We start from the raw sequence: 22,271 nt of genomic DNA on the forward strand, positions 1-22,271 counted from the left end.
GGCGCTACACCTTTTCCACCTTGACCAGGAAGGTCTTGAACTCGGGCGTGTTGGTGTTGCCGTCGCCCACGAAGGGGGTCAGCGTGTTGGCCAGGAAGCCCGGCTTGGTCACGCCCTTGAAGCCCCAGTGGATGGGCACGCCCACGTGGTGCACCGTCTTGCCCTCGATGGTCATGGGCTTGATGCGCTTGGTCACCACCGCCACGGCCTTGATGTAGCCGCGCTTGGAACTGACCTTGACCATCGTGCCGTTGACGATGCCCAGGCTCTGCGCCAGGGCTTCGCCGATCTCGACGAACTGCTCGGGCTGCGTGATGGCGTTGAGCAGCGCGTGCTTGGTCCAGTAGTGGAAGTGCTCCGTCAGCCGGTAGGTGATGCCCACGTGCGGGAATTCCTCGGCCTTGCCGAAGGTGTCCCAGATCGGCTTGAACACGCGCGCCGCGGGCGAGCTGGTCGCCTTGGCGTTCTTCGGGTACAGCGGGTTGTAGCCCAGCGGCGTGTCGAAGGGCTCATAGTGCGTGGGGAAGGGCCCCTCGTTCAGCCCCTTGCGGGAGAAGAAGCGCGCCACGCCCTCCGGGTTCATGATGAACGGGCCGGCGCCGGTGGCCGGGGCCAGGGTCGGGCCCATGTCGGGCACGTCGGCGCCGCCCCAGGACGCGCCGCTCCACTTGACGAGCTGCCGCTTCGGGTTCCACGGGTTGCCCGCCGGGTCGCACGAGGCGCGGTTGTAGAGCACGCGCCGGTTGGCCGGCCAGGCCCAGGCCCAGTTCAGCGTGTTGCCGATGCCGGTCGGGTCGGAGTTGTCACGGCGTGCCATCTGGTTGCCGGCCTGCGTCCAGGCGCCGGCATAGATCCAGCAGCCGCAGGTGGTGCTGCCGTCGTCGCGCAGTTCGCCGAAGCCGGCCACCTGCTCGCCGGCCTTGCGCAGCACCTTGGCCGGGTCGGCCGGGTCCTTCAGGTCGGCCAGCGCGCGGCCGTTGTACTCCTTGGCCAGTTCGGCCGGCGTGGGCTCGTCCGCCCGTGCGTAGGGCCACCACAGGTTGAGGATGGGATCGGGGAACTTGCCGCCCTGCTTGGCGTACATCTCCTTCATCCGCAGGTGCAGGCCCGACATGATGCGCACGTCGGTCCAGGCCTCGCCCGGGGCGTCGGCCGCCTTCCAGTGCCACTGCAGCACGCGCGAGGAACTGACCACCGCGCCCTCCTCCTCGGCGAAGCAGGTGGTGGGCAGGCGGAACACCTCGGTCTGCACCTGCGCCGTGTCGATGTCGTTGTGCTCGCCGAAGTTCTTCCAGAACTCGGAGGTCTCGGTGGCCAGCGGGTCCATGATGACCAGGAACTTGAGCTTGGCCAGCCCGTCGCGCACCCGCCGGCTGTTGGACAGCGAGGCGATCGGGTTGAAGCCCTGGGCGATGTAGCCGTTGACCTTGCCCTCGTTCATCAGCTCGAAGATCTGGAGCATGTCGTACTCCTTGTCGAGCTTGGGCAGAAAGTCGTAGGCCCAGTTGTTCTCGGCCGTGGCGGCCGGGCCGTACATGGACTTCATGAGGCTGACGTGGAACTTGGGATAGTTCTGCCAGTAGCTCATCTGGTTGGCGCGCAGCGGCTTCTGCGTGCGCGCGGTGATGTAGCCCTGGTAGTCCTGTTCCCCGTCGCGCGGCAGCGTGAGGTACCCCGGCAGGCTGGACGAGAGCAGCCCCAGGTCCGTCAGGCCCTGGATGTTGGAGTGCCCGCGCAGCGCGTTCATGCCGCCGCCGGCCACGCCGATGTTGCCGCACAGCAGTTGCACCATGGCCGCGCAGCGCAGCGTCTGCGCGCCGGTGGAGTGCTGCGTCCAGCCGAGCGCATACATGATGGTGGCGGCGCGGCCCGGCACCGCCGTGGAGGCGAACTGCTCGCACACGTGCAGGAACTTCGCCTTGGGCGTGCCGCACACGCTCTCCACCTTCTCGGGCGTGTAGCTGGCGTAGTGCTTCTTCAGGAGCTGGTAGACGCAGCGCGGGTGCTGCAGCGTCGGGTCGGTCTTGACGAAGCCGTCATCGCCCAGCTCGTAGTCCCAGCTCGTCTTGTCGTAGAGGCGCTTTTCCTCGTTGTAGCCCGAGAAGTAGCCCTCCTCGAAGCTGAAGTCCTCGCGCACGATGAAGGTGAAGTCGGTGTACGCCTTCACGTACTCGTGGTGGATCTTGTCGTTGGAGATCAGGTAATTGATGATCCCGCCGAGGAAGGCGATGTCGCTGCCCGAGCGGATCGGCGCGTAGAAGTCGGCCACCGACGCCGAGCGGTTGAAGCGCGGGTCGACCACCATGAAGTGCGCCTTGTTGTGCGCCTTCGCCTCCGTCACCCACTTGAAGCCGCACGGGTGCGCCTCGGCGGCATTGCCGCCCATGACCAGGATCACGTCTGCGTTGCGGATGTCGACCCAATGGTTCGTCATCGCTCCACGGCCGAACGTCGGGGCAAGACCTGCCACCGTCGGGCCGTGTCAGACACGCGCCTGGTTGTCGAATGCGAGCAGGCCCCAGGAACGGGCGACCTTGTGGGTGATGTAGCCGGCTTCGTTGCTGGAGGCCGAGGCGGCCAGCATGCCGGTGGAGATCCAGCGGTTGACCTTCTTGCCGTCGTCCGTGGCCTCGATGAAGTTGGCGTCGCGGTCGGCCTTGAGCAGCTTGGCGATGCGGTCCAGCGCCTCGGGCCAGGACATGCGCTTCCACTCGTTGGAGCCGGGCGCGCGGTACTCGGGGTACATGAGCCGGTTCGGGCTGTGGACGATGTCCATCAGGCTCGCGCCCTTGGGACACAGCGTCCCACGGTTGACCGGGTGGTCCGGGTCGCCCTCCACGTGGATGAGCGAGGAGCGCACGTTCTTGGCGCCGTCGCCCAGCGAGTACATCAGGAGGCCGCAGCCGACCGAGCAGTAGGTGCAGGTCTGGCGCGTCACGGTGGCGGCAGCGAGCTTGTACTGCCGGACCTCTGCCAGCGCGGTGGCCGGCGAGAAGCCCATCAGTGCCAGACTCGAGCCCGCCAGGGTGGAGCCAGTCACTTTCATGAACTGGCGGCGGGAGAGTTGCATCGTGGTTGCCTTTATCTTTTATAAGTAGTGCGAGCCATTCTAGGGACGCACCCCAATAGTGCAATACCGGCCCGATGCCCTTTGCAAACGGCTCGCTGCACTGCACCATGACGCCATGTCCGCTCCATCGCTGATGCCCTTCCGCCCCCGCCTGCTCGACGTCCTGCGCGACTACGACCGGGACCGCTTCGCCAGGGACGTGGGCGCCGGTCTCACGGTGGGCATCGTGGCGCTGCCGCTGGCGATGGCGTTCGCCATCGCCTCGGGCCTGAAGCCCGAGGCCGGCATCTGGACGGCCATCATCGCGGGCTTCATCATCTCTGCGCTGGGCGGCTCGGCGGTGCAGATCGGCGGACCGGCAGGCGCCTTCATCGTCATCGTCTACGGCATCGTGGACCGCTACGGCGTGGCCAATCTGCTGATCGCCACCGCCGGCGCCGGCGTGATCCTGTTCGTGGCCGGGCTGACCGGGCTGGGGCGGCTGGTACGCTACGTGCCGCTGTCCATCGTGGTGGGCTTCACCAACGGCATCGCGGTGCTGATCCTGCTGTCGCAGCTGCGGGACGTGCTGGGCCTGGCGGTGCCGCACATGCCGGCGGACTTCTTCTCGCAGATCGGCACGCTGTGGCGCCACGCCGCCACCTTCAACCCCTACGCCTTCGGGTTGGCGCTGGCCTGCGTGCTCGGCCTGTTCGCCTGGCCCAACGTGGCCAGCGGCGGCTCGCGCATCGGCATGGCGCTGCACCGCGTGGCCGGCCTGGCCCGCGCGACGCGCGCCTTCCGCCTGGGCATGCGCCTGCCGGGGCCGATCGTGGCGCTGGTGTCGCTCACGCTGGTGTCCTGGGGCTTCTCGCTGCCGGTGGAGACCATCGGCACGCGCTTCGGCGGCATCCCGCGCGGGGTGCCCGCCTTCGCGCTGCCGGACTTCTCGTGGGAGAGCGTCAAGCAGTTGGTGACGCCGACGCTCACCATCGCGCTGCTGGGCGCCATCGAGTCGCTGCTGTGCGCTCGCGTGGCCGACCAGCAGAGCGGGCAGGCCCGCCACGACCCCAACCAGGAGCTGATGGCCCAGGGCGTGGCCAACTTCGTGGTGCCCTTCTTCGGCGGCATGCCGGCCACCGGCACCATCGCGCGCACGGTGACCAACATCCGCGCCGGCGCCACGTCTCCGGTGGCAGGCATGGTGCATGCCGTAACGCTGCTGGTGGTGGTGCTGGCGGCCGCGCCGCTGGCGCAGCACGTGCCGCTGGCGGTGCTGGGCGGCATCCTGCTGCACGTGGGCCTGAACATGGGCGAGTGGCGCGAGTTCAGCCCCACGCACCTGCGGCATTTCAGCAGCCACTACCGCACGCTGATGCTGGGCACCTTTTTCCTGACGGTGGTGTTCGACCTGACGGTGGCGGTGCAGGCCGGCATCGTGCTGGCCTGCGCGCTGTTCATCCGGCGCATGAGCCAGCTCTTCTCGGTGGAACTGGTGTCGCTGCAGCCGCCGGTGCTGACCTACCGGCTGTACGGCGCCCTGTTCTTCGGCGCCGCCGCCAAGCTGGACGAGGCGGCGCAGGCGGTGGAGCGAGCGCCGCGCGGCATGACGGTGGTGCTGGACGCCACCCACCTGATCTCGCTGGACGCCACCGGCGTGGACGCGCTGCGCCAGCTGCTGCGCACCGTGCGCGCCAAGGAGGGCAGCCTGCGCATCGAGTCGCTGCAGGGCCAGCCGCGCGAAGCGCTCGAGCGCGCCGGCCTGCTGGACGAACTGGCCGGGGGCTAAGGGGCTTCGACGCTGCGATCGGGCGAAGAGCCGCTGCGCAGCACGTACTGCTGGTCGTTCAGCACCGCCGTGAAGACCATGGCCGTGTCGGGCGGCTGCAGCCAGCGCCACTCCCACTCCGTCTCCTGCTTCAGCGCATAGCGTGTGACCTTGGCCGGCTTGCCCAGCAGCCTGCGCAGGTCCTCCATCGGCATGCCGGGCTGCACCCTGGCGAAGTTCTCGGGCGTGAGCACCTGGCGCAGGGCGCTCATCTTCCCGTCCGCGCCGATGGTGATCATGTAGTTCTTCTGCCCGGCCGGCTGGCGGTTGTATTCGAGCACGCGGCCGCCGGGCACGTCCCATACGGCCTCGGGCTCGCCGAACTGGGCGCGCACGTCGGCCTCGGTGGACACGCCCTCCTCCAGCCGGTCGATGCGCTGCGGATCGCAGCCGGCCAGCAGCGCCAGCAGGCCCGCCAGCCCGGCGCCGGCCGCCAGCCATCCCATGCGTCGTCCCTTCATGCCATCTCCCCGTCGGTAAAATCCGGGCCTGGAACAGACCCGCCATGCCCATCTTCGCACGCCCCCACTACACCTCCGACACGACCCAGTTCATCGAGCAGATGCGCAAGGCCAAGCCGACGCTCGAGGCCGAGCAGCGCGCCGGCCGGGCCCTGCTGTGGGACAAGGCCATCGACCGCGAGGTGCAGGCCGAGTTCCAGGCGGCCGAGGTGCCCCAGCAGCCCTACGTCTACCAGACCCAGGCGTCCTGAGCCTTCATTCATGACCGGTCCTGAAGCGCCCGCCGCACGCGGCGGCGGCCACGGCGAGGAGGACGCCGACACCGTCGTCGCCGCCATGCCCGAGGTGGTCGACCAGGTGGCGCTGGCGCGCCTGTACGGCGAGCCGCTGTTCGCGCTGCCACAGGACCTGTACATCCCGCCCGACGCGCTGGAGGTCTTCCTCGAGGCCTTCGAGGGGCCACTGGACCTGCTGCTCTACCTGATCCGCAAGCAGAACTTCAACATCCTCGACATCCCGATGGCCGGCGTGACGCGCCAGTACCTGGTCTACGTGGAGGAGATCCGCACCCGCAACCTGGAGCTGGCGGCCGAGTACCTGCTGATGGCGGCGATGCTGATCGAGATCAAGTCGCGCATGCTGCTGCCGCCCAAGAAGACGGCCGACGGCGAGGAGGCGGAAGACCCGCGCGCCGAGCTGGTGCGCCGCCTGCTGGAATACGAGCAGGCCAAGATGCAGGCCGCCGCGCTGGGCGCCCTGCCCCAGTACGGCCGCGACTTCTGGCGCGCCCAGGTCTACATCGAGCAGTCGCTCAAGCCGCGCTTCCCGGAGGTGAGCCTGGACGACCTGCGCGGCGCCTGGGCCGACATCCTCAAGCGCGCCAAGCTCGTGCAGCACCACAAGATCTCACGCGAGGAGCTGTCGGTGCGCGAGCACATGAGCATCGTGCTGCGCACGCTGCAGGGCCGCCGCTTCGTGGAGTTCGAGGAGCTGTTCGACGCCTCGCGCGGGGTGCCGGTGATGGTGGTCACCTTCATCGCCCTGCTGGAGCTGGCCAAGGAAACCCTGGTCGAGATCACGCAGGCCGAGGCCTTCGCCCCGATCTACGTGCGCCTGGCCTACGCGCCGGCCTGAGCGCCGCCGGCGCCGATCTCCGCGCCCGGCTCGCGCTCCATCAGCGCCCGCACGGCATCAGCCGGGGCGAGGCGCCCGTCCAGCAGCGCCACCACACCCTCGGCGATGGGCATGTCCACGCCCAGGTGGCGGGCCCGCTGCACCACGGTACGGGCGCAGTAGACGCCCTCGGCCACGTGGCCCAGCGACTCGACCGCCTGCGCCAGCGTGCGCCCTTCGGCCAGCAGCAGGCCCACCCGCCGGTTGCGCGACAGGTCGCCGGTGGCGGTGAGCACCAGGTCGCCCAGGCCGGACAGGCCCATGAAGGTCTCGGGCCGCGCGCCCAGCGCCACGCCCAGCCGCGTCATCTCGGCCAGCCCGCGGGTGATGAGCGCGGCGCGCGCGTTCAGTCCCAGCGCCAGCCCGTCGGCCAGGCCGGTGGCGATGGCCAGCACGTTCTTGACCGCGCCGCCGACCTCCACGCCGACCAGGTCGTCGTTCGCGTAGACGCGCAGCGTGGGGCCGTGGAAGGCCGCGACCAGCGCGTCGCGCACGCCGGCGTCGGCGCTGGCCGCCACCAGCGCGGTGGGCTGGCCGCGCGCGACCTCCTGCGCGAAGCTGGGGCCGCTGAGCACGCCGCAGCGCAGTCCCGGCGCGACCTGCGCCTGGACCTCGTGCGCCAGCAGGCCCTGCCCGGCGCCGCCGGCCGGCTCCACGCCCTTGCACAGCCAGGCGACCGGCATGCGCAGCGCGTGCAGCGCCGCCAGCAGTTCGCGCAGCGCCGCCATGGGGGTGGCGACGATGACCAGGTCGGCCGCCTGCGCGAGCGCCTCGGGCGCACCGCCGCGCACCTCGAGCGCCGCCGGGAAAGGGATGTCGGGAAGGTAGCGCGCGTTGCTGCACGCCTGGGCCATCGCGGCGACCTGCCGGTCGTCGCGCGCCCAGAGGGTCACGCCGTGCGCCGCCGCGGGGTGGCTGGCGGCGCTGATGGCCATCGCCGTGCCCCAGGCGCCGGCGCCGAGCACGCAGATGCGCATCGGCGTCGTGGAAGCGGGGTTACTGGGCGTTGGCCGGCACGCCCTCGCCGGCCGCCTGCGCCTGCTGCTGCTCGTACATGGCCTGGAAGTTGATCTCGGCCAGGTGCACGGGCGGGAAGCCGCCGCGCTGGACGACGTCGGCCACGTTGCCGCGCAGGTAGGGGTAGACGATCTGCGGGCAGGCGATGCCCAGGATCGGGCCCATCTGGTCGTCGGGCAGGTTGCGGATCTCGAAGATGCCGGCCTGCTTGGCCTCGACCAAGAACACGGTGCGGTCGTCGATCTTGGTCTGCACGGTGGCCGAGACGCACACCTCGAAGATGCCTTCGGCCACGTTCTGCGCCTCCACGCCGAGCTGGATGTCGACGGTGGGCTGGGTCTGTTCCAGCAGGATGGCCGGGGAGTTCGGCTGCTCCAGCGAGAGGTCCTTCAGGTACACGCGCTGGATCTGGAATACGGGGTCTGCGGCTTGCTGGTCGGCCATGGTGTGTCTGTGTCGGTCGGTGGGATCGGGACGCGGCAGCCTGGGGCTGCGCGGCGCGCCCGAAGAAGGGTGAATCGCGGATTATCGCCTGCGGGTCTCAAGAAGACGCCGGGCCGCTCCCGAGTCTTCTTGTCCCCCTCGGGGGGCGGGCCGGGCGCAGCCCGGCCCTGGGGGCGCTCAGGCCGCGCCGCCCTGCAGCAGGGGCTCGAGCCCGCCGCGGCCGTCCAGGGCGATCAGGTCGTCGCAGCCGCCCACGTGGGTGTCGCCGATGAAGATCTGCGGCACGGTGCGGCGGCGGGTGAGCTCCATCATCTGCTGCCGCGCGGCGGGGTCGGCGTCGACGCGGATCTCCTCGATCTGCTCCACCCCCTTGGACTTGAGGATCTGCTTGGCGCGGATGCAGTACGGGCAGACCGCGGTGGTGTACATCTTGACGGATTGCATGGCGGCTGGGCTCTCAGGTGTTCTCGATGGGCAGGTTAGCCTCTTTCCACGCCTTGAGTCCGCCGGCCACGGCTTGGGCCTTCTCGTAGCCCAGCTTCTTGGCGATGGCCACCGCGCGCGACGCCCGGTTGCCGCCGGCGCAGATCAGCAGCAGCGGCACGCCCTTGTTCTTGACGGCGCCGGGCAGCTTCGCCTCGAACTGGTCCAGCGGCAGGTTGCGGGCGCCCACCGGGTGGCCGGCGGCATATTCCTGGGGATCGCGTACGTCCACCAGCACGCCCTTCTCGCGGTTGATGAGCTGCACCGCGCCCTGCACCGACAGGCTGCCCTGGCCGGCGCCGCGCAGCATCGGCCAGAACAGCATGCCGCCGGAGCTCAGGGCGATGAGGATCAGGACCCAGTTGTCGACAAGGAATTTCACAGGGGGCGCTCGGGAGTGGCAAAGCCGGCAATTCTAAAATGCCGCGTTTTCCCTTCCTCCAACGAAAAGGCCTCCATGCACAAACTGGTGCTGATCCGCCATGGCGAGTCGACCTGGAATCTCGAGAACCGCTTCACCGGCTGGACGGACGTGGACCTCACGCCCACCGGCATCGAGCAGGCCAGGCAGGCCGGCCGGCTTCTCCTGGCCGAGGGCTACGACTTCGACGTGGCCTACACCAGCGTGCTCAAGCGCGCCACGCGCACGCTGTGGCACGTGCTGGACGAACTGGACCGCACCTGGCTGCCGGTGATCCATTCCTGGCGCCTGAACGAGCGCCACTACGGCGCGCTGCAGGGCCTGAACAAGGCCGACATGGCCAAGGAATACGGCGACGAGCAGGTGCTGGTCTGGCGCCGCAGCTACGACACGCCGCCGCCGGCGCTCGAGCCCAGCGACCCGCGCAGCGAGCGCGGCGACGTGCGCTACGCCAAGCTCTCGCCCGAGCAGGTGCCGCTGACCGAGTGCCTGAAGGACACGGTGGCGCGCGTGCTGCCGTTCTGGAACGAGTCGATGGCGCCGGCCATCCGCGCCGGCCGCCGCATCGTGGTGGCAGCGCACGGCAACTCGATCCGGGCGCTGGTGAAGTACCTGGACGGCATCTCCGACAGCGACATCGTGGGCCTGAACATCCCCAACGGCATCCCGCTGGTCTACGAGCTGGACGACGACCTCAAGCCGCTGCGCCACTACTACCTGGGCGACGCGGCCGCCGCCGAGAAGGCCGCCGCGGCGGTGGCGTCGCAGGGCAAGGCCTGAGCGCCGCCCGGCCGCCCGAAGGCGCTCGCACCGCAGCGCGTCGGCGCGAAGGTTGTCCAATGAGCCGCCCGCCAGCGTCCGACTGCCGCGCGGGGCTACGGAACCGGGGCCGCGAACTTGTTTCCAAGCTGTGTATATTGACCTGAACAGGTCGCCAGAAGGAACCCCATGGGCCAGAAACTGAAGATCACCGGCTGGGTCGCCGCAGGCGCCGTGGCCGGTGCGCTGACCACCGTATCGCTGCAGACGGTGGCGCGCGGCGCGCTCGCGCCGCTGCCGCTGGAAGAACTGCAGCAGCTCGCCGCGGTGTTCGGCATGATCAAGAGCGACTATGTCGAGCCGGTGGACGAGAAGAAGCTCATCTCCGACGCCATCTCCGGCATGGTCTCCGGGCTGGACCCGCACTCGCAGTACTTCGACAAGAAGGCCTTCAAGGAATTCCGCGAGGGCACCACCGGCCGCTTCGTCGGCGTGGGCATCGAGATCACGCAGGAAGACGGCCTGGTCAAGATCGTCTCGCCCATCGAGGGCTCGCCGGCCTTCCGCGCCGGCCTGAAGACGGGCGACCTGATCACCAAGATCGACGACACCGCGGTCAAGGGCCTGACGCTGAACGAGGCCGTCAAGCGCATGCGCGGCGAGGCCGGCACCAAAGTGCTGCTGACCATCTTCCGCAAGGACGAGAGCCGCACCTTCCCGGTGACCATCACGCGCGAGGAGATCCGCACCCAGTCGGTGCGCGGCAAGGTGATCGAGCCGGGCTACGGCTGGATCCGCCTGTCGCAGTTCCAGGAGCGCACGGTCGACGACTTCGTCAAGAAGGTCGAAGAGATCTACAAGCAGGAGCCCAACCTCAAGGGCCTGGTGCTCGACCTGCGCAACGACCCGGGCGGCCTGCTCGACGCGGCGGTGGCGGTGTCGGCCGCCTTCCTGCCGGCGCAGTCCACCGTCGTCACCACCGACGGCCAGCTCGCCGAGAGCAAGCAGGTCTACAAGGCCATTCCCGAGGACTACCAGCGCCGCGCCGGCTCCGACCCGCTGCGCGGCCTGCCGGCGGCGCTCAAGACGGTGCCGCTGGTGGTGCTGGTCAACGAAGGCTCGGCCTCGGCCAGCGAGATCGTGGCCGGCGCCCTGCAGGACCACAAGCGCGCCACCATCATGGGTAGCCAGACCTTCGGCAAGGGCTCGGTGCAGACGGTGCGCCCGCTCGGCCCCGACACCGGCCTGAAGATCACCACCGCCCGCTACTACACGCCCAGCGGCACTTCGATCCAGGCCAAGGGCATCGTGCCGAACGTGCTGGTGGACGAGAGCGCCGAGGGCAGCCCCTACGCCGCGCTGCGCATGCGCGAGGCCGACCTGGAGAAGCACCTGTCCAGCGGCCAGGGGCCCGAGGTGAAGGACCCGGAGCGCGAGAAGGCCCGCGACGAGGCCCGCAAGCGCCTGGAGGAAGAGGCCAAGAAGCCGCCGCAGGACCGTAAGACGCCCGAGTTCGGCACCGACAAGGACTTCCCGCTGATCCAGGCGCTGAACCAGCTCAAGGGCCAGACGGTGGTCGTGAGCAAGACGCAGGTGATCGTCGAGAACAAGGAAGAGAAGAAGGACAACTGAGGACGGCCCGCCCGCGCCGCATCGGCCTCCCCCGGGAGGCCGATCGCGCTTTGAGGACCCCGCGCCGCGCAAGGCCACCATGGACGACGAGCAACTGCTGCGCTATTCGCGCCACATCCTGCTGGAGGAATTCGGCATCGACGGCCAGGAGCGCCTGGCCGCGGCGCATGTGCTGGTGATCGGCGCCGGCGGCCTGGGCTCGCCCGTGGCGCTGTACCTGGCGGCCGCGGGCGTGGGCCGCATCACGCTGGTGGATGACGACGAGGTCGACCTGACCAACCTGCAGCGCCAGATCGCCCATGCCACCGCCCGCGTGGGCCAGGCCAAGGTCGCCTCGGCCGCCGCCGCCATGGCCGCCATCAACCCGGCGGTGCAGGTCGCCGCCGAGGTCGCGCGCGCCGACGCCGCCTTGCTCGAGCGGCTGGTGCCCACGGCCGACGTGGTGCTGGACTGCAGCGACAACTACGCCACCCGCCACGCCATCAACGCCGCCTGCGTGCGCCACCGCAGGCCGCTGGTGGCCGGCGCGGCGATCCGCTTCGACGGGCAGTTGAGCGTGTACGACCTGCGCGACGACGCCTCGCCCTGCTATGCGTGCCTCTTTCCGCCCGACGCCGCCTTCGAGGAGACGCGCTGCGCCGTGCTGGGCGTGTTCGCGCCGGTGGTCGGCACCATCGGCACGCTGCAGGCGCACGAGGCGCTGAAGCTGCTGGCCGGCGGCATCGGCGAATCGCTGGCGGGACGGCTGCTCATGTTCGACGGCCGCGGCAGCCGCTTCGAGACGATGCAGGTCGCGCGCGATCCCGGCTGCCCGGTGTGCGGACACCGGCCCGCGGGCTGAGGGGAGATCAGGGGTTCACACCCACGGCCGGGCTGGCGCCGGCCTCCGCGGCCCCGCTCAGCCAGCGCAGTTCGGCCGGGCCCGCCTCGCCGTGCATCACCACGACGGCGGCCAGCAGCGCCAGCGCGCTGGCGAGGACGAAGATGCCGAACCCTTTCCTCATCACGGCTCCTGGGTGGATTGGAACGCCATGGACGGACACGCTTTCCGTCCCATCCGGCTGAGCCTACCCGGATCCCGGAGCCCGCGTTGTCGGCGGTCTCCTACGACTTCAAGCCATGCGCGCTTGCATTGCAACCCGGCAGGGCCTCGGTAGCATCCACGCCATGTGTTCTCGGTGGTGGCGATGGGGTCTTTCTGCGTACCTGAAGAGGAAATCAGCACCGGAGCGCGTGCCATGATCGGGCGGCTTCACACGTACATCGTGGAAGACAACCAGACCATCCGCGAGAACCTCGTGGGCACGCTGGAAGAGCTGACCCACGTCAGCGCCATCGGCTTCGCCGAGACCGAGCAGGAGGCGCGCCGCTGGCTCGACGAGAACGCCGGCACCTGGCAGCTGGCCATCGTCGACCTCTTCCTCAAGCAAGGCAGCGGGCTGGGCGTGCTGCAGGCCTGCATGGGCCGGCAACCCAGCCAGAAGGTCGTGGTGCTGAGCAACTACGCAACCCCGGACATCCGCAGGCGCTGCGCCCAGCTGGGCGTGGATGCCGTGTTCGACAAGTCCAACGAGATCGACGCGCTGGTGGAGTTCTGCCTCGCGCATGGCCAGGGAAGCCCGTCGCCCGACACGGCCCGGGGCGCCGACGCCTGAAGGCCGGGAAGACGTGCGGTGCCCCGCGTCAGTCGATCAGCTTGTTCTTCAGCGCGTAGTAGGTCAGGTCGCTGTTGGAGGAGAGGTTCATCTTCTCCATCAGCCGCGTGCGGTAGGTGCTGACCGTCTTGACCGACAGCGACAGCGTCTTGGCGATCTCCCCCGCCGTCTCCCCCTTGGCCAGCTTGAGGAAGACCTGGAACTCGCGCTCCGAGAGCTGCTCGTGCGGCGCCGCGTCGTCCTTGCGCTCCAGTTGCCGCGCCAGCAGCTCGGCCACCGCGGGCGTGATGTAGCGCTTGCCCAGCGCGATGGTGCGGATGGCGTTGACGATCTCGATCGGCTCGCATTCCTTGTTGAGGTAGCCGCTGGCGCCCTGGCGGATCAGGTTCATGGCGTAGTGCTCCTCGGGGTAGGCGCTGAGGATCAGGATGCCCACGTCCGGCGCCTTGGCGCGGATCATGGCCAGCGCGTCGATGCCGCTCTGGCCGGGCATGGACAGGTCCATCACCAGCACATCGAGTTCAGTGTTGCGCACCAGGTCGATGGCCTCGCGGCCGGAAGCCGCCTCGCCGGCGACGCGCAGATCCACGTGTTCCGAGAAGAACTGGCGCAGGCCGGAACGCACAATCGCGTGGTCGTCCACAATGCCGATCTTGATCATGTGTCGCTCTCGTCGTTGCGCGGCGCACCCAGGCACCGCAGAAATGTTACGGGTCTGGAAAACATTATTGATTAACTGAGAAACCGAGCAAGGAGCGGCGGCGGCCGGCGAGGGCGAATGCACAGACTGTTCTCTTCCAAGTGGCTCTGGAGCCTGGTGCTGGCCGTGCTGGCGGCGCTGGTGCTGGTCGGCATCAACGAGGCCGGCCACCGGCAGTCGAGCAAGGCGCTGGCCGACATGGAGCGCGCCCAGCAGGCCCGGGTCGCGGTCGACCTGCTGCTGCAGGCCATGCTCGACGCGGAAACCGGCCAGCGGGGCTTCATGCTGACCGGCGACGCCAACTACCGGGAGCCCTACGACCAGGCCCTCAAGGAGATCGACCTCCATCTGGCCCGGCTGCGCCTGCTGTACGCCGACCGGCCGACGCAGGCCGCGCAGGTGGGGCAGCTATCGAACCACGTGGCGCGCAAGCTGGCCGAGATGGAGATGAGCCTGCGCCTGATGCGCGAGGGCAACGAGGACGCCACCCGCTTCGTGCTGACCACCGACGTCGGGCGCGAGGAGATGACCCGCATCCGTGAGCAGGCCGAGAGCCTGGCCGAGGCCAGCGCACGGATGTGGCTGGCCGGACAGCAGCAGATCGACCGTTCGCTGCAGTTCGCGCGCGTGGGCATCGAGGCGATCGCCCTGGTGGCGCTGCTGGCCTTCGTGCTCTACCTGCGCCAGAGCCAGGCCCTGCAGCGCGCCGGCGAGCGCCAGCAGCTGGCGCTGCAGAAGGAGCGCAACTCGCTGGAGATCGAGGTGCGCGAGCGCACCGCCTCGCTGGCCGAGCTGGCCACTCACCTGCAGGAAGTGCGGGAGAACGAGCGCGGCTACCTGGCGCGCGAGCTGCACGACGAGCTGGGCGCCCTGCTCACCGCCGCCAAGCTGGACGTGGCCCGCCTGAAGTCGCGCCTGGCCGACGCGCCCGACGCGACGCAGCGGCTGGCGCACCTGACGGAGCTGCTGAACTCCGGCATCGCGCTGAAGCGGCGCATCATCGAGGACCTGCGGCCCTCCTCGCTGTCCAACCTGGGGCTGGTCGCATCGCTGGAGATCCTGGGGCGCGAGTTCGGCGAGCGCTCGGGCATCCAGGTGGACATGGTGCTGGAGCCGGTGACGCTGGACGAGGCGCGCCAGCTCACCATCTACCGCATGGTGCAGGAAGCCCTGACCAACGTGGGCAAGTACGCGAAGGCCACCGAGGCGACCGTGGTGCTGAAGAACTACGACAACCACGTCACGGTGGACATCAGCGACAACGGCAGCGGCTTCGACGTGCAGCAGGTGCGCCCCTCCACCCACGGGCTGGCCGGCATGCGCCACCGGGTCGAGGCCGCCGGCGGCAAGCTGAGCGTGGCCTCCACCCCGGGCCAGGGCACGCATCTGCACGCCATGCTGCCGGCGCGGTCGCCGCGCACGGAGGCGATTCGGCCCGTTCCTACGTACCCTGCCCCCGGGCCGCTGACAGGCCCGGCCAAGGACGTCGCCTAAGCTGGGGCATCGGCCACGCCGAAGGCGGCCGGCATCGTCCGGCCCCGGTTCGTGATCTTCGCCATTGCGCAGGCTGCGGACTTCATCGCAGAGATGATGCGGCGCGGCGCCGGCGAGCTAGCATTCCGTTTGCCGCAAACAGTTTCTTTTCCAGCCCAAAGGACGTTGTCACCATGAACTCCACCGCCAAAACCCCTTCGCAGATCGCCGACGACCTGCGCAGCACGGCCCAGGACGCCGTCGAAAGCACCCGCGCATACGCCCAGAACGCCGTGGACGCGGCGGGCCAGAAGGTGCGCCATCTGCGCAGCGACATGGAACCTGCGGTCGAGCAGATCGCCTCGCGCGTGCAGCAGGCAGTGCAGCGCGGGCTGGAGGCGGCCTCCAAGACCGGCGTGCGCGCCCAGGAGCGCTTCGGCGAGGCGGCCCAGGTCACCAGCCGCTACATCGCCGACCAGCCGGTGCGCTCGGTGCTGGTGGCCGCGGCCGCCGGCGCTGCCATCACCGCGCTGCTGGTGCTGGCCACCACCCGCCGCCGCGACGACTACTGATCGCGGGCCGCACGCCGGCCATGCGCCAACCGCTCCCGCCGACGGCGCCGAGGCATCGGCCCGTCGGCGTTTCCTCTTCTGCGCAGCGCCCCGCCGAAGCCGGCGGCGCGACGGAATCCTGGCCGCCTTTTTCTCCGCTGGCCGTCGGCATCGCGCGGCGCTGGTGGCGCCGGCACCCGGTGCACGCGGCCGCCCAACTGGCCCGGCCGGTGCTCGGGCACTATGCCCGCACCCGCCCGACGCAGTTGATGCTCGGCTCGGCCGCGCTGGGCTCCGCCCTGGTGCTGCTGCGCCCCTGGCGCCTGCTCTCGGCCGGTGCGGTGCTCGCGCTGGTGCGCCAGAGTTCCGACGTCGCCGATGTCGTGAACACCCTGCTGGACCCGCGCGGGCCGTTCAGGCGCTGACGATCCAGCCCTCCAGCGGATCCATGCCGGCCGGCAGGCCGTAGCCAGGCCCAGGCGTGCCGCTGCGCGCGGCGCCCCAGGCGGCCTCGACCAGGCACAGGGCGGCATCCAGCCGGTCGCCCTGCGCGTCGGCCGCCAGTTCGGCGGACTGGGCCGGCGACAGTTCGAGGCGCAGCCCCAGGCGCGGACTGCCGCGCTGCAGCGCCCCCAGCAGGTCGGCCCGCGCCGCGGCGCGCTCGGCGGTCTGGCGCTGCGGGTCGTCGCTCTTGTAGCTGCGGCGGCCGATGAGTTCGCGCGCCAGCAGGCCCGGATAGCCCTCCAGCGCGACGCGGGGCGACCCCGCCCGGCCTCCCAGCCCCGGCAGCCGGGCGCCCGCGTCCAGCAAGCGAGGCACGCCGGCATGGAGCATCCAGGCCACCGGCGGGTTGACCCATTTCATCGAGGGACTGGCGCCGGCGGGCCCGTCGGTCGCACGGTGCGCGAACTTGCCGCCGGCCGGACGCGCCGCGCAGAAGGCGGCGAAGGTGCTGCGCAGCTCGGCTCGGCCGAGGCCGGCATAGTGCCGCACGCAGGCCTCCCAGGCCAGCGGCCAGCCCAGCGCCTGCACCAGCTCGCGCGGCAGGCCGAAGGGGAAGTCGAAGGCGCCCACCCAGGCCGGCTGGGCGGCCAGCCACTGCTGCCAGCCGTCGAGGGTGGCGAAGGTCTCGATGCGGTCGAGCCGGACGGCGTCGCCGCCATGCGCCCGGCCCACCGCCACCACGACCGGCTTGCGCCGCGTCGGAGCACTGGAGAAGTCGCAGCCCAGCAGCACCCGTGCGCCGCGTCGGACGGGGCGATCAGCAGCGCCCGACGATGGCCGCGGTGGCCATCAGTTCCTCCAGCAGCGCCAGCGACACCTGGCCGGAGACCGCGTACGGGTCCAGCGTGGCCTTCTCCGAATACTTCAGCAGCGTGGAGGCGTTGAGCTTGCCCAGGTTGACCTGGCCCATGGTCCAGCTTCCGAAGCGGCGCTCCAGGATCTCCTCGTAGTGCAGCAGCACCACGTCCTTGTGGCGCGCATCGCGCTGGATATGGCCGTACAGCTCGTTGACGGCCATGCGCCCGCCCTCGATGGCCTGCAGGAAGGTGCCGGCGCCGTAGCACAGGATGCCGGTGATGCCGTTGGCCGTGTTGTGCGTGCGCGCTTGCGCCAGGATGGCCTCGATGGTCTGCGCGCTGGTGTCGGTGGCGCGGCTGGCGTAGAGCAGGCGGACGAGCATGATCAGTCCTTCCGGCGGGGCAACAGGGACAGGAATTCGCGGCGCAGGCTCGGGTCCTTGAGGAACACGCCGCGCATGACCGAATTGATCATCTTGCTGTCGGTCTCCTTCACGCCGCGCCACTGCATGCAGAAGTGCTCGGCCTCCATGACCAGGGCCAGGCCGTCGGGCTGGGTCTTCTCCTGGATCAGGTCGGCCAGCTGCACCACGGCCTCCTCCTGGATCTGCGGCCGGCCCATCACCCACTCGGCCAGGCGCGCGTACTTCGACAGCCCGATCACGTTGGTGTGCTCGTTGGGCATCACGCCGATCCACAGCTTGCCCATGATCGGGCACAGGTGGTGCGAACAGGCGCTGCGCACGGTGATCGGGCCGACGATCATCAGCTCGTTCAGCCGCTCGGCATTGGGAAACTCCGTCAGGCCGGGCGCGTTCACGTAGCGGCCGCGGAAGACCTCCTGCAGGTACATCTTGGCCACGCGGCGCGCCGTGTTGGCGGTGTTGTGGTCGTTCTCGGTGTCGATCACCAGGCTGTCGAGCACGCCGCGCATCTTGTGCTCGACCTCGTCGAGCAGGGCCTCCAGCTCGCCGGGCTGGATGAACTCGGCGATGTTGTCGTTGGCATGGAAGCGCTGGCGGGCGGCAAGGATGCGCTCGCGGATCTTCACGGAGACGGGCGTACCCTCGTCGTCGGGGGCCTGCGGTGCGTCGTTGGCGCCCGCGGCGGCTTCGGCTTTCCTCAACATGGCGGTCATCGTAGCAGTGCGCCTGGCGCAGGGTTCGTCATTCCACGGCCAGCTCGGCCACCAGCGGCAAGTGGTCGGACATGCGGCCCCAGATGCGGCCACGCGGCACCGTCAGCGACACCGGCTTCAGGTGGCGGGCATAGACGAAGTCCAGTTGCGTGAGCGGCAGCCGCGAGGGATAGGTGGGCGTGCGCCGGCCCTGCAGGTCGGCCAGGCCCATGGCGTTCATCGCGTCGCGCAGGCGGGTGCCCCAGTCGTTGAAGTCGCCGGCCACCACCAGCGGCTCGTCGGGCGGCACCTCGCGCGTGATGAAGTCGCCGAGCTGCGCGATCTGGCGCACCCGGCTGCCCTTGATCAGGCCGAGGTGCACCACGATGGCATGGACCGGCCGATGGGCCACGACCAGTTCCACGTGCAGCAGCCCGCGCTGCTCGAAGCGGTGGTCGGACATGTCCTCGTGCCGGTGGCGCACCACCGGCCAGCGCGACAGCAGCGCGTTGCCGTGCTCGCCGTGGCGGGTGTAGGCGTTGGTCTCGTAGACGGCACAGTAGCCCTCGGGGCAGAGGAAGTCCGCCTGCGGCTGCTGCGGCCAGCGGGCGAAGCGGCGCTCGCCCTGGCGGTTGAGCTTGCGCACCTCCTGCAGGCAGACGATGTCGGCGTCGAGCTGCTCGATGGCATGGCCCAGGTTGTGGATTTCCAGCCGGCGCGCCAGGCCGACGCCCTGCACGCCCTTGTGGATGTTGTAGGTCGCCACGCGCAGCGTGTCCATCGAGGCGAAGCCCGAGTCATCGCCGCCGCTGAGCGCGGCCGACGCCACCTGCAAGCCGTGTCGGTCGGAATTCATCATCCTAGGATGGGGTGAATTCTGGCAGCAACAAGATGGCTTCGGCGTTGGAGGGAGAAAAGCAGGCGTCGGCCGCCTCCCGCCAGGGCAGCCAGCGCCAGGCCGTGTGCTCGCGCGGGCTGAGCGTAGGGACCGCCGCCTCGGGCACGCACAGGCCGAACAGGTGCTCCGTGTTGCGCGTCACGCCCGGGGCGTAGCGGCCCAGGTAACGCGGGTAGATGTCGTAGACGTTGGTCAGGGCCCAGTCGCGCAGGCCCGCCGCCAGCGGCGTGCCGGGACGGCAGTCGAAGGCGGTCTCCTCCAGCACCTCGCGCGCGGCGGTCAGCGCCAGCGGCTCGTCCTCCGCATCCTTGCTGCCGGTGACGGACTGCCAGTAGCCGGGCGTGTCGGCCCGCTCGATCAGCAGCACCTCCAGCGCCGGCGTGTGGATCACCACCAGCACCGACTCAGGGATCTTCCAGCGCGGTGCGGCGGCCGCCACGGTGCCCTCCGCCGCCGACGTCAGGCCGGCAGGGGGTTGCGCAGCCGGATGTGCAGCTCGCGCAACTGCTTCTCGTCCACCGGGCCGGGGGCCTGGGTCAGCAGGTCCTGGGCGCGCTGGGTCTTGGGGAAGGCGATCACGTCGCGGATCGACTCGGCGCCGGTCATCAGCATCACCAGGCGGTCCAGGCCGATGGCGATGCCGCCGTGCGGCGGCGCGCCGTACTGCAGCGCGTCGAGCAGGTAGCCGAACTTGAGCTGGGCCTCCTCGGCGCTGATCTTGAGGGCGCGGAACACCTTGCTCTGCACCTCCTCGCGGTGGATACGCACCGAGCCGCCGCCCATCTCGATGCCGTTGAGCACCATGTCGTAGGCCTTGGCCAGGCACTTCTCGGGCGCCGTGTCCATCAGGTCCTCGTGGCCGTCCTTCGGGCTGGTGAAGGGGTGGTGCACGGCGCTCCAGCGCTGGCCTTCCTCGTCGAACTCGAACATCGGGAAGTCCACCACCCACAGCGGCGCCCAGCGGTCCTCGAACAGGCCGTTCTTGCGGCCGAAGGCGCTGTGGCCGATCTTGATGCGCAGTGCACCGATGGCGTCGTTGACGACCTTGGCCTTGTCGGCGCCGAAGAAGATCAGGTCGCCGTTGCGCGCGCCGGTGCGGGCCACAATCTCGCCCAGGGCGTTGTCGTCCAGGTTCTTCACGATCGGGCTTTGCAGGCCCTCGCGGCCCTGCGACCAGTCGTTGACCTTGATGTAGGCCAGGCCCTTGGCGCCGTAGATCTTGACGAACTCGGTGTAGGCGTCGATCTCGCCGCGCGAGAGGCCGCCCTCCCCGCCGCCGCCCGGCACGCGCAGCGCCACCACGCGGCCGCCGGCCATGTTGGCGGCGCCGGAGAAGACCTTGAACTCCACCCGCTTCATCACCTCGGTCAGCTCGGTGAACTCGAGCTTGACGCGCAGGTCGGGCTTGTCGGAGCCGTACTTGAACATCGCGTCGCCGTACGACATGACCGGGAACACGCCCAGGTCGATGTCGGCCGCGTTGCGGAAGACCTGGCGGATCATGCCCTCGAACATCTCGCGGATCTCCTGCTCCTCGAGGAAGGAGGTCTCGATGTCGATCTGCGTGAACTCGGGCTGGCGGTCGGCGCGCAGGTCCTCGTCGCGGAAGCACTTGACGATCTGGTAGTAGCGGTCGTAGCCCGAGACCATCAGCATCTGCTTGTACAGCTGCGGCGACTGCGGCAGCGCGTAGAAGCTGCCGTCGTGCACGCGGCTGGGCACCAGGTAGTCGCGCGCGCCCTCGGGCGTGGACTTGCCGAGCATCGGCGTCTCGATGTCGATGAAGCCGTTGGCGTCGAGGAACTTGCGCGCCTCCATCGTCACCTTGTAGCGCGTCATCAGGTTCTTCTGCATCGCCGGGCGGCGCAGGTCCAGCACGCGGTGCGTCAGGCGCGTGGTCTCGCTCAGGTTGTCGTCGTCCAGCAGGAAGGGCGGCGTGACGGAGGGGTTGAGCACCTTCAGCTCGTGCGCCAGCACTTCGATCTTGCCGCTCTTGAGCTGCTCGTTGGTGGTGCCCTCGGGGCGGGCGCGCACGATGCCCTTGACCTGCACGCAGAACTCGTTGCGCAGGCCCTCGGCGGTGGCGAAGGTGGTGGCGCGGTCGGGATCGCACACCACCTGCACGTAGCCCTCGCGGTCGCGCACGTCGATGAAGATCACGCCGCCATGGTCGCGGCGGCGGTTGACCCAGCCGCACAGGGTGACGGTTTCGCCCATCAGGGCTTCGGTCACGAGACCGCAGTAGTGAGAACGCATGGCCATGATTCGTGTGGGGCGCCCCGCGGGCGCCCGGCAGGGGGTTACTTGTTGGCGAGGGCGGCGTTGCGGCTGGGCAGGCTTGCCGGCCCGCCGGGCACCACGACGCCCATGGAGACGATGTACTTGAGCGCCTCGTCGACGCTCATGCGCAGCTCGATGCAATCGGCGCGCGGCAGCATGACGAAGTAGCCACCGGTGGGGTTGGGCGTGGTGGGCACGTACACGCCCACGTAGTCGCCCTGGAGGTGGTTCACCACGTCGCCGCCGGGCGCGCCGGTGACGAAGGCGATGGTCCACATGCCCTCGCGCGGCCACTGCACCAGCACCGCGGTGCGGAAGGCGTTGCCGCTCTCGGAGAACAGGGTGTCGGAAACCTGCTTGACGCTGGAGTAGATGGAGCGCACCACCGGGATGCGGCGCACCAGCGCGTCGCCCCAGGCCAAGAGCCGCTTGCCGACGAAGTTGCTGGCGACGGCGCCGACCGTCAGCAGGATGGCCAGCGTGAGCAGCACGCCCAGCCCGCGGATGCGCCGGGCCGACAGCCACTGCTGCCATTCCTCGGGCAGCAGCCACAGCGTCTGGTCCAGCGTGCCGATGATCCAGCTGAGCACGCCCAGCGTCACGGCCAGCGGCACGATGACCAGCAGGCCGGACAGCAGCCATCGGCGCAGGGCGGACATGGACGGGGCCGTCTTTCTTCTCTCAGTCGGCCTTGGCGGCCGGTGCGGGCGCGGGCGCAGCAGGCGCCGGCGCAGAGGCGGCCGCGGGCGCGTCGGCCGGCTTGGCGGCACCGTCCGCCGCCTTGCCGTCGCCGCCTTCCACCGGCTTGCCACCGCCCTTGTTGCCGCTGCCGTTGTCGCGGAAGTCCGTGACGTACCAGCCGGAGCCCTTGAGCTGGAAGCCGGCGGCGGTGACCTGCTTGGAGAACGCCTCGGCGCCGCAGGCGGGGCACACGGTCAATGGCGTATCGGAGATCTTCTGCAGGACGTCCTTGGCATGGCCGCAGGCGCTGCACTTGTACGCGTAGATGGGCATGGGGAACGTTGGAGG

At 69.8% G+C, this 22,271-nt stretch carries 26 protein-coding genes; 10 read left to right on the forward strand and 16 right to left on the reverse strand.

Annotated elements, in window-relative coordinates:
• Positions 1–4: 4 nt before the first annotated feature.
• Positions 5–3,070: a formate dehydrogenase-N subunit alpha gene (gene fdnG, locus Q392_RS18570; RefSeq protein WP_157008059.1), complete on the reverse strand. Its 3,066-nt coding sequence runs from the start codon at positions 3,068–3,070 to the stop codon at positions 5–7.
• Between the two features lie 115 nt (positions 3,071–3,185).
• On the opposite strand from fdnG, the gene Q392_RS18580 reads away from it, so the two are divergent.
• The gene (locus Q392_RS18580; RefSeq protein WP_038210874.1) at positions 3,186–4,838 is read left to right on the forward strand and encodes a SulP family inorganic anion transporter; all 1,653 of its coding nucleotides are present in this window, start codon (positions 3,186–3,188) and stop codon (positions 4,836–4,838) included.
• Here Q392_RS18580 and Q392_RS18585 read toward each other — a convergent pair.
• Positions 4,835–5,338, reverse strand: coding sequence for an outer membrane protein assembly factor BamE (locus tag Q392_RS18585; RefSeq protein WP_399686378.1), 504 nt, complete (start codon positions 5,336–5,338; stop codon positions 4,835–4,837). The two genes, Q392_RS18580 and Q392_RS18585, sit on opposite strands and share 4 nt — an antisense overlap.
• A gap of 44 nt (positions 5,339–5,382) precedes the next feature.
• On the opposite strand from Q392_RS18585, the gene Q392_RS18590 reads away from it, so the two are divergent.
• Both Q392_RS18590 and Q392_RS18595 read left to right on the forward strand, forming a co-directional pair.
• On the forward strand, positions 5,383–5,589 hold the full coding sequence (locus Q392_RS18590) for a DUF3460 family protein (protein WP_038210876.1): 207 nt from the start codon (positions 5,383–5,385) through the stop codon (positions 5,587–5,589).
• Between the two features lie 85 nt (positions 5,590–5,674).
• The gene (locus Q392_RS18595; RefSeq protein WP_245610751.1) at positions 5,675–6,472 is read left to right on the forward strand and encodes a segregation and condensation protein A; all 798 of its coding nucleotides are present in this window, start codon (positions 5,675–5,677) and stop codon (positions 6,470–6,472) included.
• Here Q392_RS18595 and Q392_RS18600 read toward each other — a convergent pair.
• From Q392_RS18600 to Q392_RS18615, 4 genes are all read right to left on the reverse strand, one after another.
• Positions 6,457–7,488, reverse strand: a complete 1,032-nt coding sequence (locus tag Q392_RS18600) for an NAD(P)H-dependent glycerol-3-phosphate dehydrogenase (RefSeq protein ID WP_038210880.1) — start codon at positions 7,486–7,488, stop codon at positions 6,457–6,459. The two genes, Q392_RS18595 and Q392_RS18600, sit on opposite strands and share 16 nt — an antisense overlap.
• 19 nt (positions 7,489–7,507) lie before the next feature.
• Positions 7,508–7,972, reverse strand: a complete 465-nt coding sequence (secB, locus tag Q392_RS18605; protein WP_038210882.1) for a protein-export chaperone SecB — start codon at positions 7,970–7,972, stop codon at positions 7,508–7,510.
• Between the two features lie 177 nt (positions 7,973–8,149).
• Positions 8,150–8,416 carry a glutaredoxin 3 gene (gene grxC, locus Q392_RS18610; protein ID WP_038210884.1) on the reverse strand — a complete coding sequence of 89 codons (267 nt, stop codon included), beginning with the start codon at positions 8,414–8,416 and terminating at the stop codon, positions 8,150–8,152.
• Between the two features lie 13 nt (positions 8,417–8,429).
• A complete protein-coding gene (locus Q392_RS18615) occupies positions 8,430–8,837 on the reverse strand; it encodes a rhodanese-like domain-containing protein (protein ID WP_038210885.1) in 408 nt (135 codons plus the stop codon).
• A gap of 75 nt (positions 8,838–8,912) precedes the next feature.
• Here Q392_RS18615 and gpmA point away from each other — a divergent pair, with 75 nt between their 5' ends.
• From gpmA to Q392_RS18630, 3 genes are all read left to right on the forward strand, one after another.
• A complete protein-coding gene (gene gpmA, locus Q392_RS18620) occupies positions 8,913–9,656 on the forward strand; it encodes a 2,3-diphosphoglycerate-dependent phosphoglycerate mutase (RefSeq protein ID WP_038210886.1) in 744 nt (247 codons plus the stop codon).
• A 168-nt stretch (positions 9,657–9,824) separates the two neighbouring features.
• Complete coding sequence (locus Q392_RS18625; protein ID WP_038210887.1) at positions 9,825–11,267, forward strand: S41 family peptidase; 1,443 nt, start codon at positions 9,825–9,827, stop codon at positions 11,265–11,267.
• Between the two features lie 79 nt (positions 11,268–11,346).
• Complete coding sequence (locus Q392_RS18630; protein WP_038210888.1) at positions 11,347–12,108, forward strand: HesA/MoeB/ThiF family protein; 762 nt, start codon at positions 11,347–11,349, stop codon at positions 12,106–12,108.
• A 7-nt stretch (positions 12,109–12,115) separates the two neighbouring features.
• Here the strand turns inward: Q392_RS18630 and Q392_RS32880 are convergent, their stop codons facing one another.
• Entirely contained in the window at positions 12,116–12,271 is a 156-nt protein-coding gene (locus Q392_RS32880) for a hypothetical protein (protein WP_157008061.1), read from the reverse strand.
• 234 nt (positions 12,272–12,505) lie between these two features.
• Here Q392_RS32880 and Q392_RS18635 point away from each other — a divergent pair, with 234 nt between their 5' ends.
• Positions 12,506–12,922, forward strand: coding sequence for a response regulator (locus Q392_RS18635; RefSeq protein WP_038210889.1), 417 nt, complete (start codon positions 12,506–12,508; stop codon positions 12,920–12,922).
• Between the two features lie 28 nt (positions 12,923–12,950).
• Here the strand turns inward: Q392_RS18635 and Q392_RS18640 are convergent, their stop codons facing one another.
• Positions 12,951–13,583: a response regulator gene (locus Q392_RS18640; protein WP_038210890.1), complete on the reverse strand. Its 633-nt coding sequence runs from the start codon at positions 13,581–13,583 to the stop codon at positions 12,951–12,953.
• Between the two features lie 117 nt (positions 13,584–13,700).
• On the opposite strand from Q392_RS18640, the gene Q392_RS18645 reads away from it, so the two are divergent.
• The 3 genes from Q392_RS18645 to Q392_RS18655 all read left to right on the forward strand — a co-directional run bounded on the left by Q392_RS18645 (position 13,701) and on the right by Q392_RS18655 (position 16,071).
• Positions 13,701–15,116 (forward strand): CHASE3 domain-containing protein, encoded by a 1,416-nt coding sequence (locus Q392_RS18645; RefSeq protein WP_084217173.1) that lies wholly within the window; start codon positions 13,701–13,703, stop codon positions 15,114–15,116.
• Between the two features lie 173 nt (positions 15,117–15,289).
• The gene (locus tag Q392_RS18650; RefSeq protein ID WP_038210891.1) at positions 15,290–15,667 is read left to right on the forward strand and encodes a hypothetical protein; all 378 of its coding nucleotides are present in this window, start codon (positions 15,290–15,292) and stop codon (positions 15,665–15,667) included.
• A gap of 20 nt (positions 15,668–15,687) precedes the next feature.
• Positions 15,688–16,071, forward strand: coding sequence for a hypothetical protein (locus Q392_RS18655; protein WP_051953718.1), 384 nt, complete (start codon positions 15,688–15,690; stop codon positions 16,069–16,071).
• Here the strand turns inward: Q392_RS18655 and Q392_RS18660 are convergent.
• The 8 genes from Q392_RS18660 to Q392_RS18695 all read right to left on the reverse strand — a co-directional run bounded on the left by Q392_RS18660 (position 16,061) and on the right by Q392_RS18695 (position 22,256).
• Positions 16,061–16,882, reverse strand: coding sequence for a hypothetical protein (locus tag Q392_RS18660; protein ID WP_038210892.1), 822 nt, complete (start codon positions 16,880–16,882; stop codon positions 16,061–16,063). The two genes, Q392_RS18655 and Q392_RS18660, sit on opposite strands and share 11 nt — an antisense overlap.
• 25 nt (positions 16,883–16,907) lie before the next feature.
• Entirely contained in the window at positions 16,908–17,330 is a 423-nt protein-coding gene (locus Q392_RS18665) for a BLUF domain-containing protein (RefSeq protein ID WP_038210893.1), read from the reverse strand.
• 2 nt (positions 17,331–17,332) lie between these two features.
• Positions 17,333–18,076, reverse strand: coding sequence for a GTP cyclohydrolase I (gene folE, locus Q392_RS18670; RefSeq protein ID WP_038210930.1), 744 nt, complete (start codon positions 18,074–18,076; stop codon positions 17,333–17,335).
• Between the two features lie 37 nt (positions 18,077–18,113).
• Positions 18,114–18,845, reverse strand: a complete 732-nt coding sequence (locus Q392_RS18675; protein ID WP_038210932.1) for an endonuclease/exonuclease/phosphatase family protein — start codon at positions 18,843–18,845, stop codon at positions 18,114–18,116.
• A gap of 79 nt (positions 18,846–18,924) precedes the next feature.
• Positions 18,925–19,401: a dihydroneopterin triphosphate diphosphatase gene (gene nudB, locus Q392_RS18680; protein ID WP_038210894.1), complete on the reverse strand. Its 477-nt coding sequence runs from the start codon at positions 19,399–19,401 to the stop codon at positions 18,925–18,927.
• A 20-nt stretch (positions 19,402–19,421) separates the two neighbouring features.
• Positions 19,422–21,224, reverse strand: coding sequence for an aspartate--tRNA ligase (aspS, locus tag Q392_RS18685; protein ID WP_038210895.1), 1,803 nt, complete (start codon positions 21,222–21,224; stop codon positions 19,422–19,424).
• 38 nt (positions 21,225–21,262) lie between these two features.
• The gene (locus Q392_RS18690) at positions 21,263–21,901 is read right to left on the reverse strand and encodes a DUF502 domain-containing protein (RefSeq protein WP_038210896.1); all 639 of its coding nucleotides are present in this window, start codon (positions 21,899–21,901) and stop codon (positions 21,263–21,265) included.
• 22 nt (positions 21,902–21,923) lie between these two features.
• A complete protein-coding gene (locus tag Q392_RS18695; RefSeq protein ID WP_038210897.1) occupies positions 21,924–22,256 on the reverse strand; it encodes an FmdB family zinc ribbon protein in 333 nt (110 codons plus the stop codon).
• Between the last annotated feature and the right edge of the window lie 15 nt (positions 22,257–22,271).

Origin of the sequence: Xenophilus azovorans DSM 13620 (assembly GCF_000745855.1) — a bacterium.
Lineage (GTDB): Bacteria > Pseudomonadota > Gammaproteobacteria > Burkholderiales > Burkholderiaceae_C > Xenophilus > Xenophilus azovorans.

Excerpts from the sequence above, each read along its gene's own strand:
- Q392_RS18625 (WP_038210887.1), top strand. The coding sequence starts at position 9,825 with ATGGGCCAGAAACTGAAGATCACCGGCTGGGTCGCCGCAGGCGCCGTG.
- Q392_RS18580 (WP_038210874.1), top strand. The coding sequence starts at position 3,186 with ATGTCCGCTCCATCGCTGATGCCCTTCCGCCCCCGCCTGCTCGACGTC.
- folE (WP_038210930.1), bottom strand. The coding sequence starts at position 18,076 with ATGTTGAGGAAAGCCGAAGCCGCCGCGGGCGCCAACGACGCACCGCAG.
- secB (WP_038210882.1), bottom strand. The coding sequence starts at position 7,972 with ATGGCCGACCAGCAAGCCGCAGACCCCGTATTCCAGATCCAGCGCGTG.
- Q392_RS18585 (WP_399686378.1), bottom strand. The coding sequence starts at position 5,338 with ATGAAGGGACGACGCATGGGATGGCTGGCGGCCGGCGCCGGGCTGGCG.
- gpmA (WP_038210886.1), top strand. The coding sequence starts at position 8,913 with ATGCACAAACTGGTGCTGATCCGCCATGGCGAGTCGACCTGGAATCTC.
- Q392_RS32880 (WP_157008061.1), bottom strand. The coding sequence starts at position 12,271 with ATGAGGAAAGGGTTCGGCATCTTCGTCCTCGCCAGCGCGCTGGCGCTG.
- Q392_RS18590 (WP_038210876.1), top strand. The coding sequence starts at position 5,383 with ATGCCCATCTTCGCACGCCCCCACTACACCTCCGACACGACCCAGTTC.
- Q392_RS18595 (WP_245610751.1), top strand. The coding sequence starts at position 5,675 with ATGCCCGAGGTGGTCGACCAGGTGGCGCTGGCGCGCCTGTACGGCGAG.
- Q392_RS18650 (WP_038210891.1), top strand. The coding sequence starts at position 15,290 with ATGAACTCCACCGCCAAAACCCCTTCGCAGATCGCCGACGACCTGCGC.
- grxC (WP_038210884.1), bottom strand. The coding sequence starts at position 8,416 with ATGCAATCCGTCAAGATGTACACCACCGCGGTCTGCCCGTACTGCATC.
- aspS (WP_038210895.1), bottom strand. The coding sequence starts at position 21,224 with ATGGCCATGCGTTCTCACTACTGCGGTCTCGTGACCGAAGCCCTGATG.
- Q392_RS18655 (WP_051953718.1), top strand. The coding sequence starts at position 15,688 with ATGCGCCAACCGCTCCCGCCGACGGCGCCGAGGCATCGGCCCGTCGGC.
- Q392_RS18600 (WP_038210880.1), bottom strand. The coding sequence starts at position 7,488 with ATGCGCATCTGCGTGCTCGGCGCCGGCGCCTGGGGCACGGCGATGGCC.
- Q392_RS18675 (WP_038210932.1), bottom strand. The coding sequence starts at position 18,845 with ATGGACACGCTGCGCGTGGCGACCTACAACATCCACAAGGGCGTGCAG.
- Q392_RS18640 (WP_038210890.1), bottom strand. The coding sequence starts at position 13,583 with ATGATCAAGATCGGCATTGTGGACGACCACGCGATTGTGCGTTCCGGC.
- Q392_RS18690 (WP_038210896.1), bottom strand. The coding sequence starts at position 21,901 with ATGTCCGCCCTGCGCCGATGGCTGCTGTCCGGCCTGCTGGTCATCGTG.
- Q392_RS18695 (WP_038210897.1), bottom strand. The coding sequence starts at position 22,256 with ATGCCCATCTACGCGTACAAGTGCAGCGCCTGCGGCCATGCCAAGGAC.
- Q392_RS18645 (WP_084217173.1), top strand. The coding sequence starts at position 13,701 with ATGCACAGACTGTTCTCTTCCAAGTGGCTCTGGAGCCTGGTGCTGGCC.
- Q392_RS18635 (WP_038210889.1), top strand. The coding sequence starts at position 12,506 with ATGATCGGGCGGCTTCACACGTACATCGTGGAAGACAACCAGACCATC.
- Q392_RS18665 (WP_038210893.1), bottom strand. The coding sequence starts at position 17,330 with ATGCTCGTCCGCCTGCTCTACGCCAGCCGCGCCACCGACACCAGCGCG.
- Q392_RS18630 (WP_038210888.1), top strand. The coding sequence starts at position 11,347 with ATGGACGACGAGCAACTGCTGCGCTATTCGCGCCACATCCTGCTGGAG.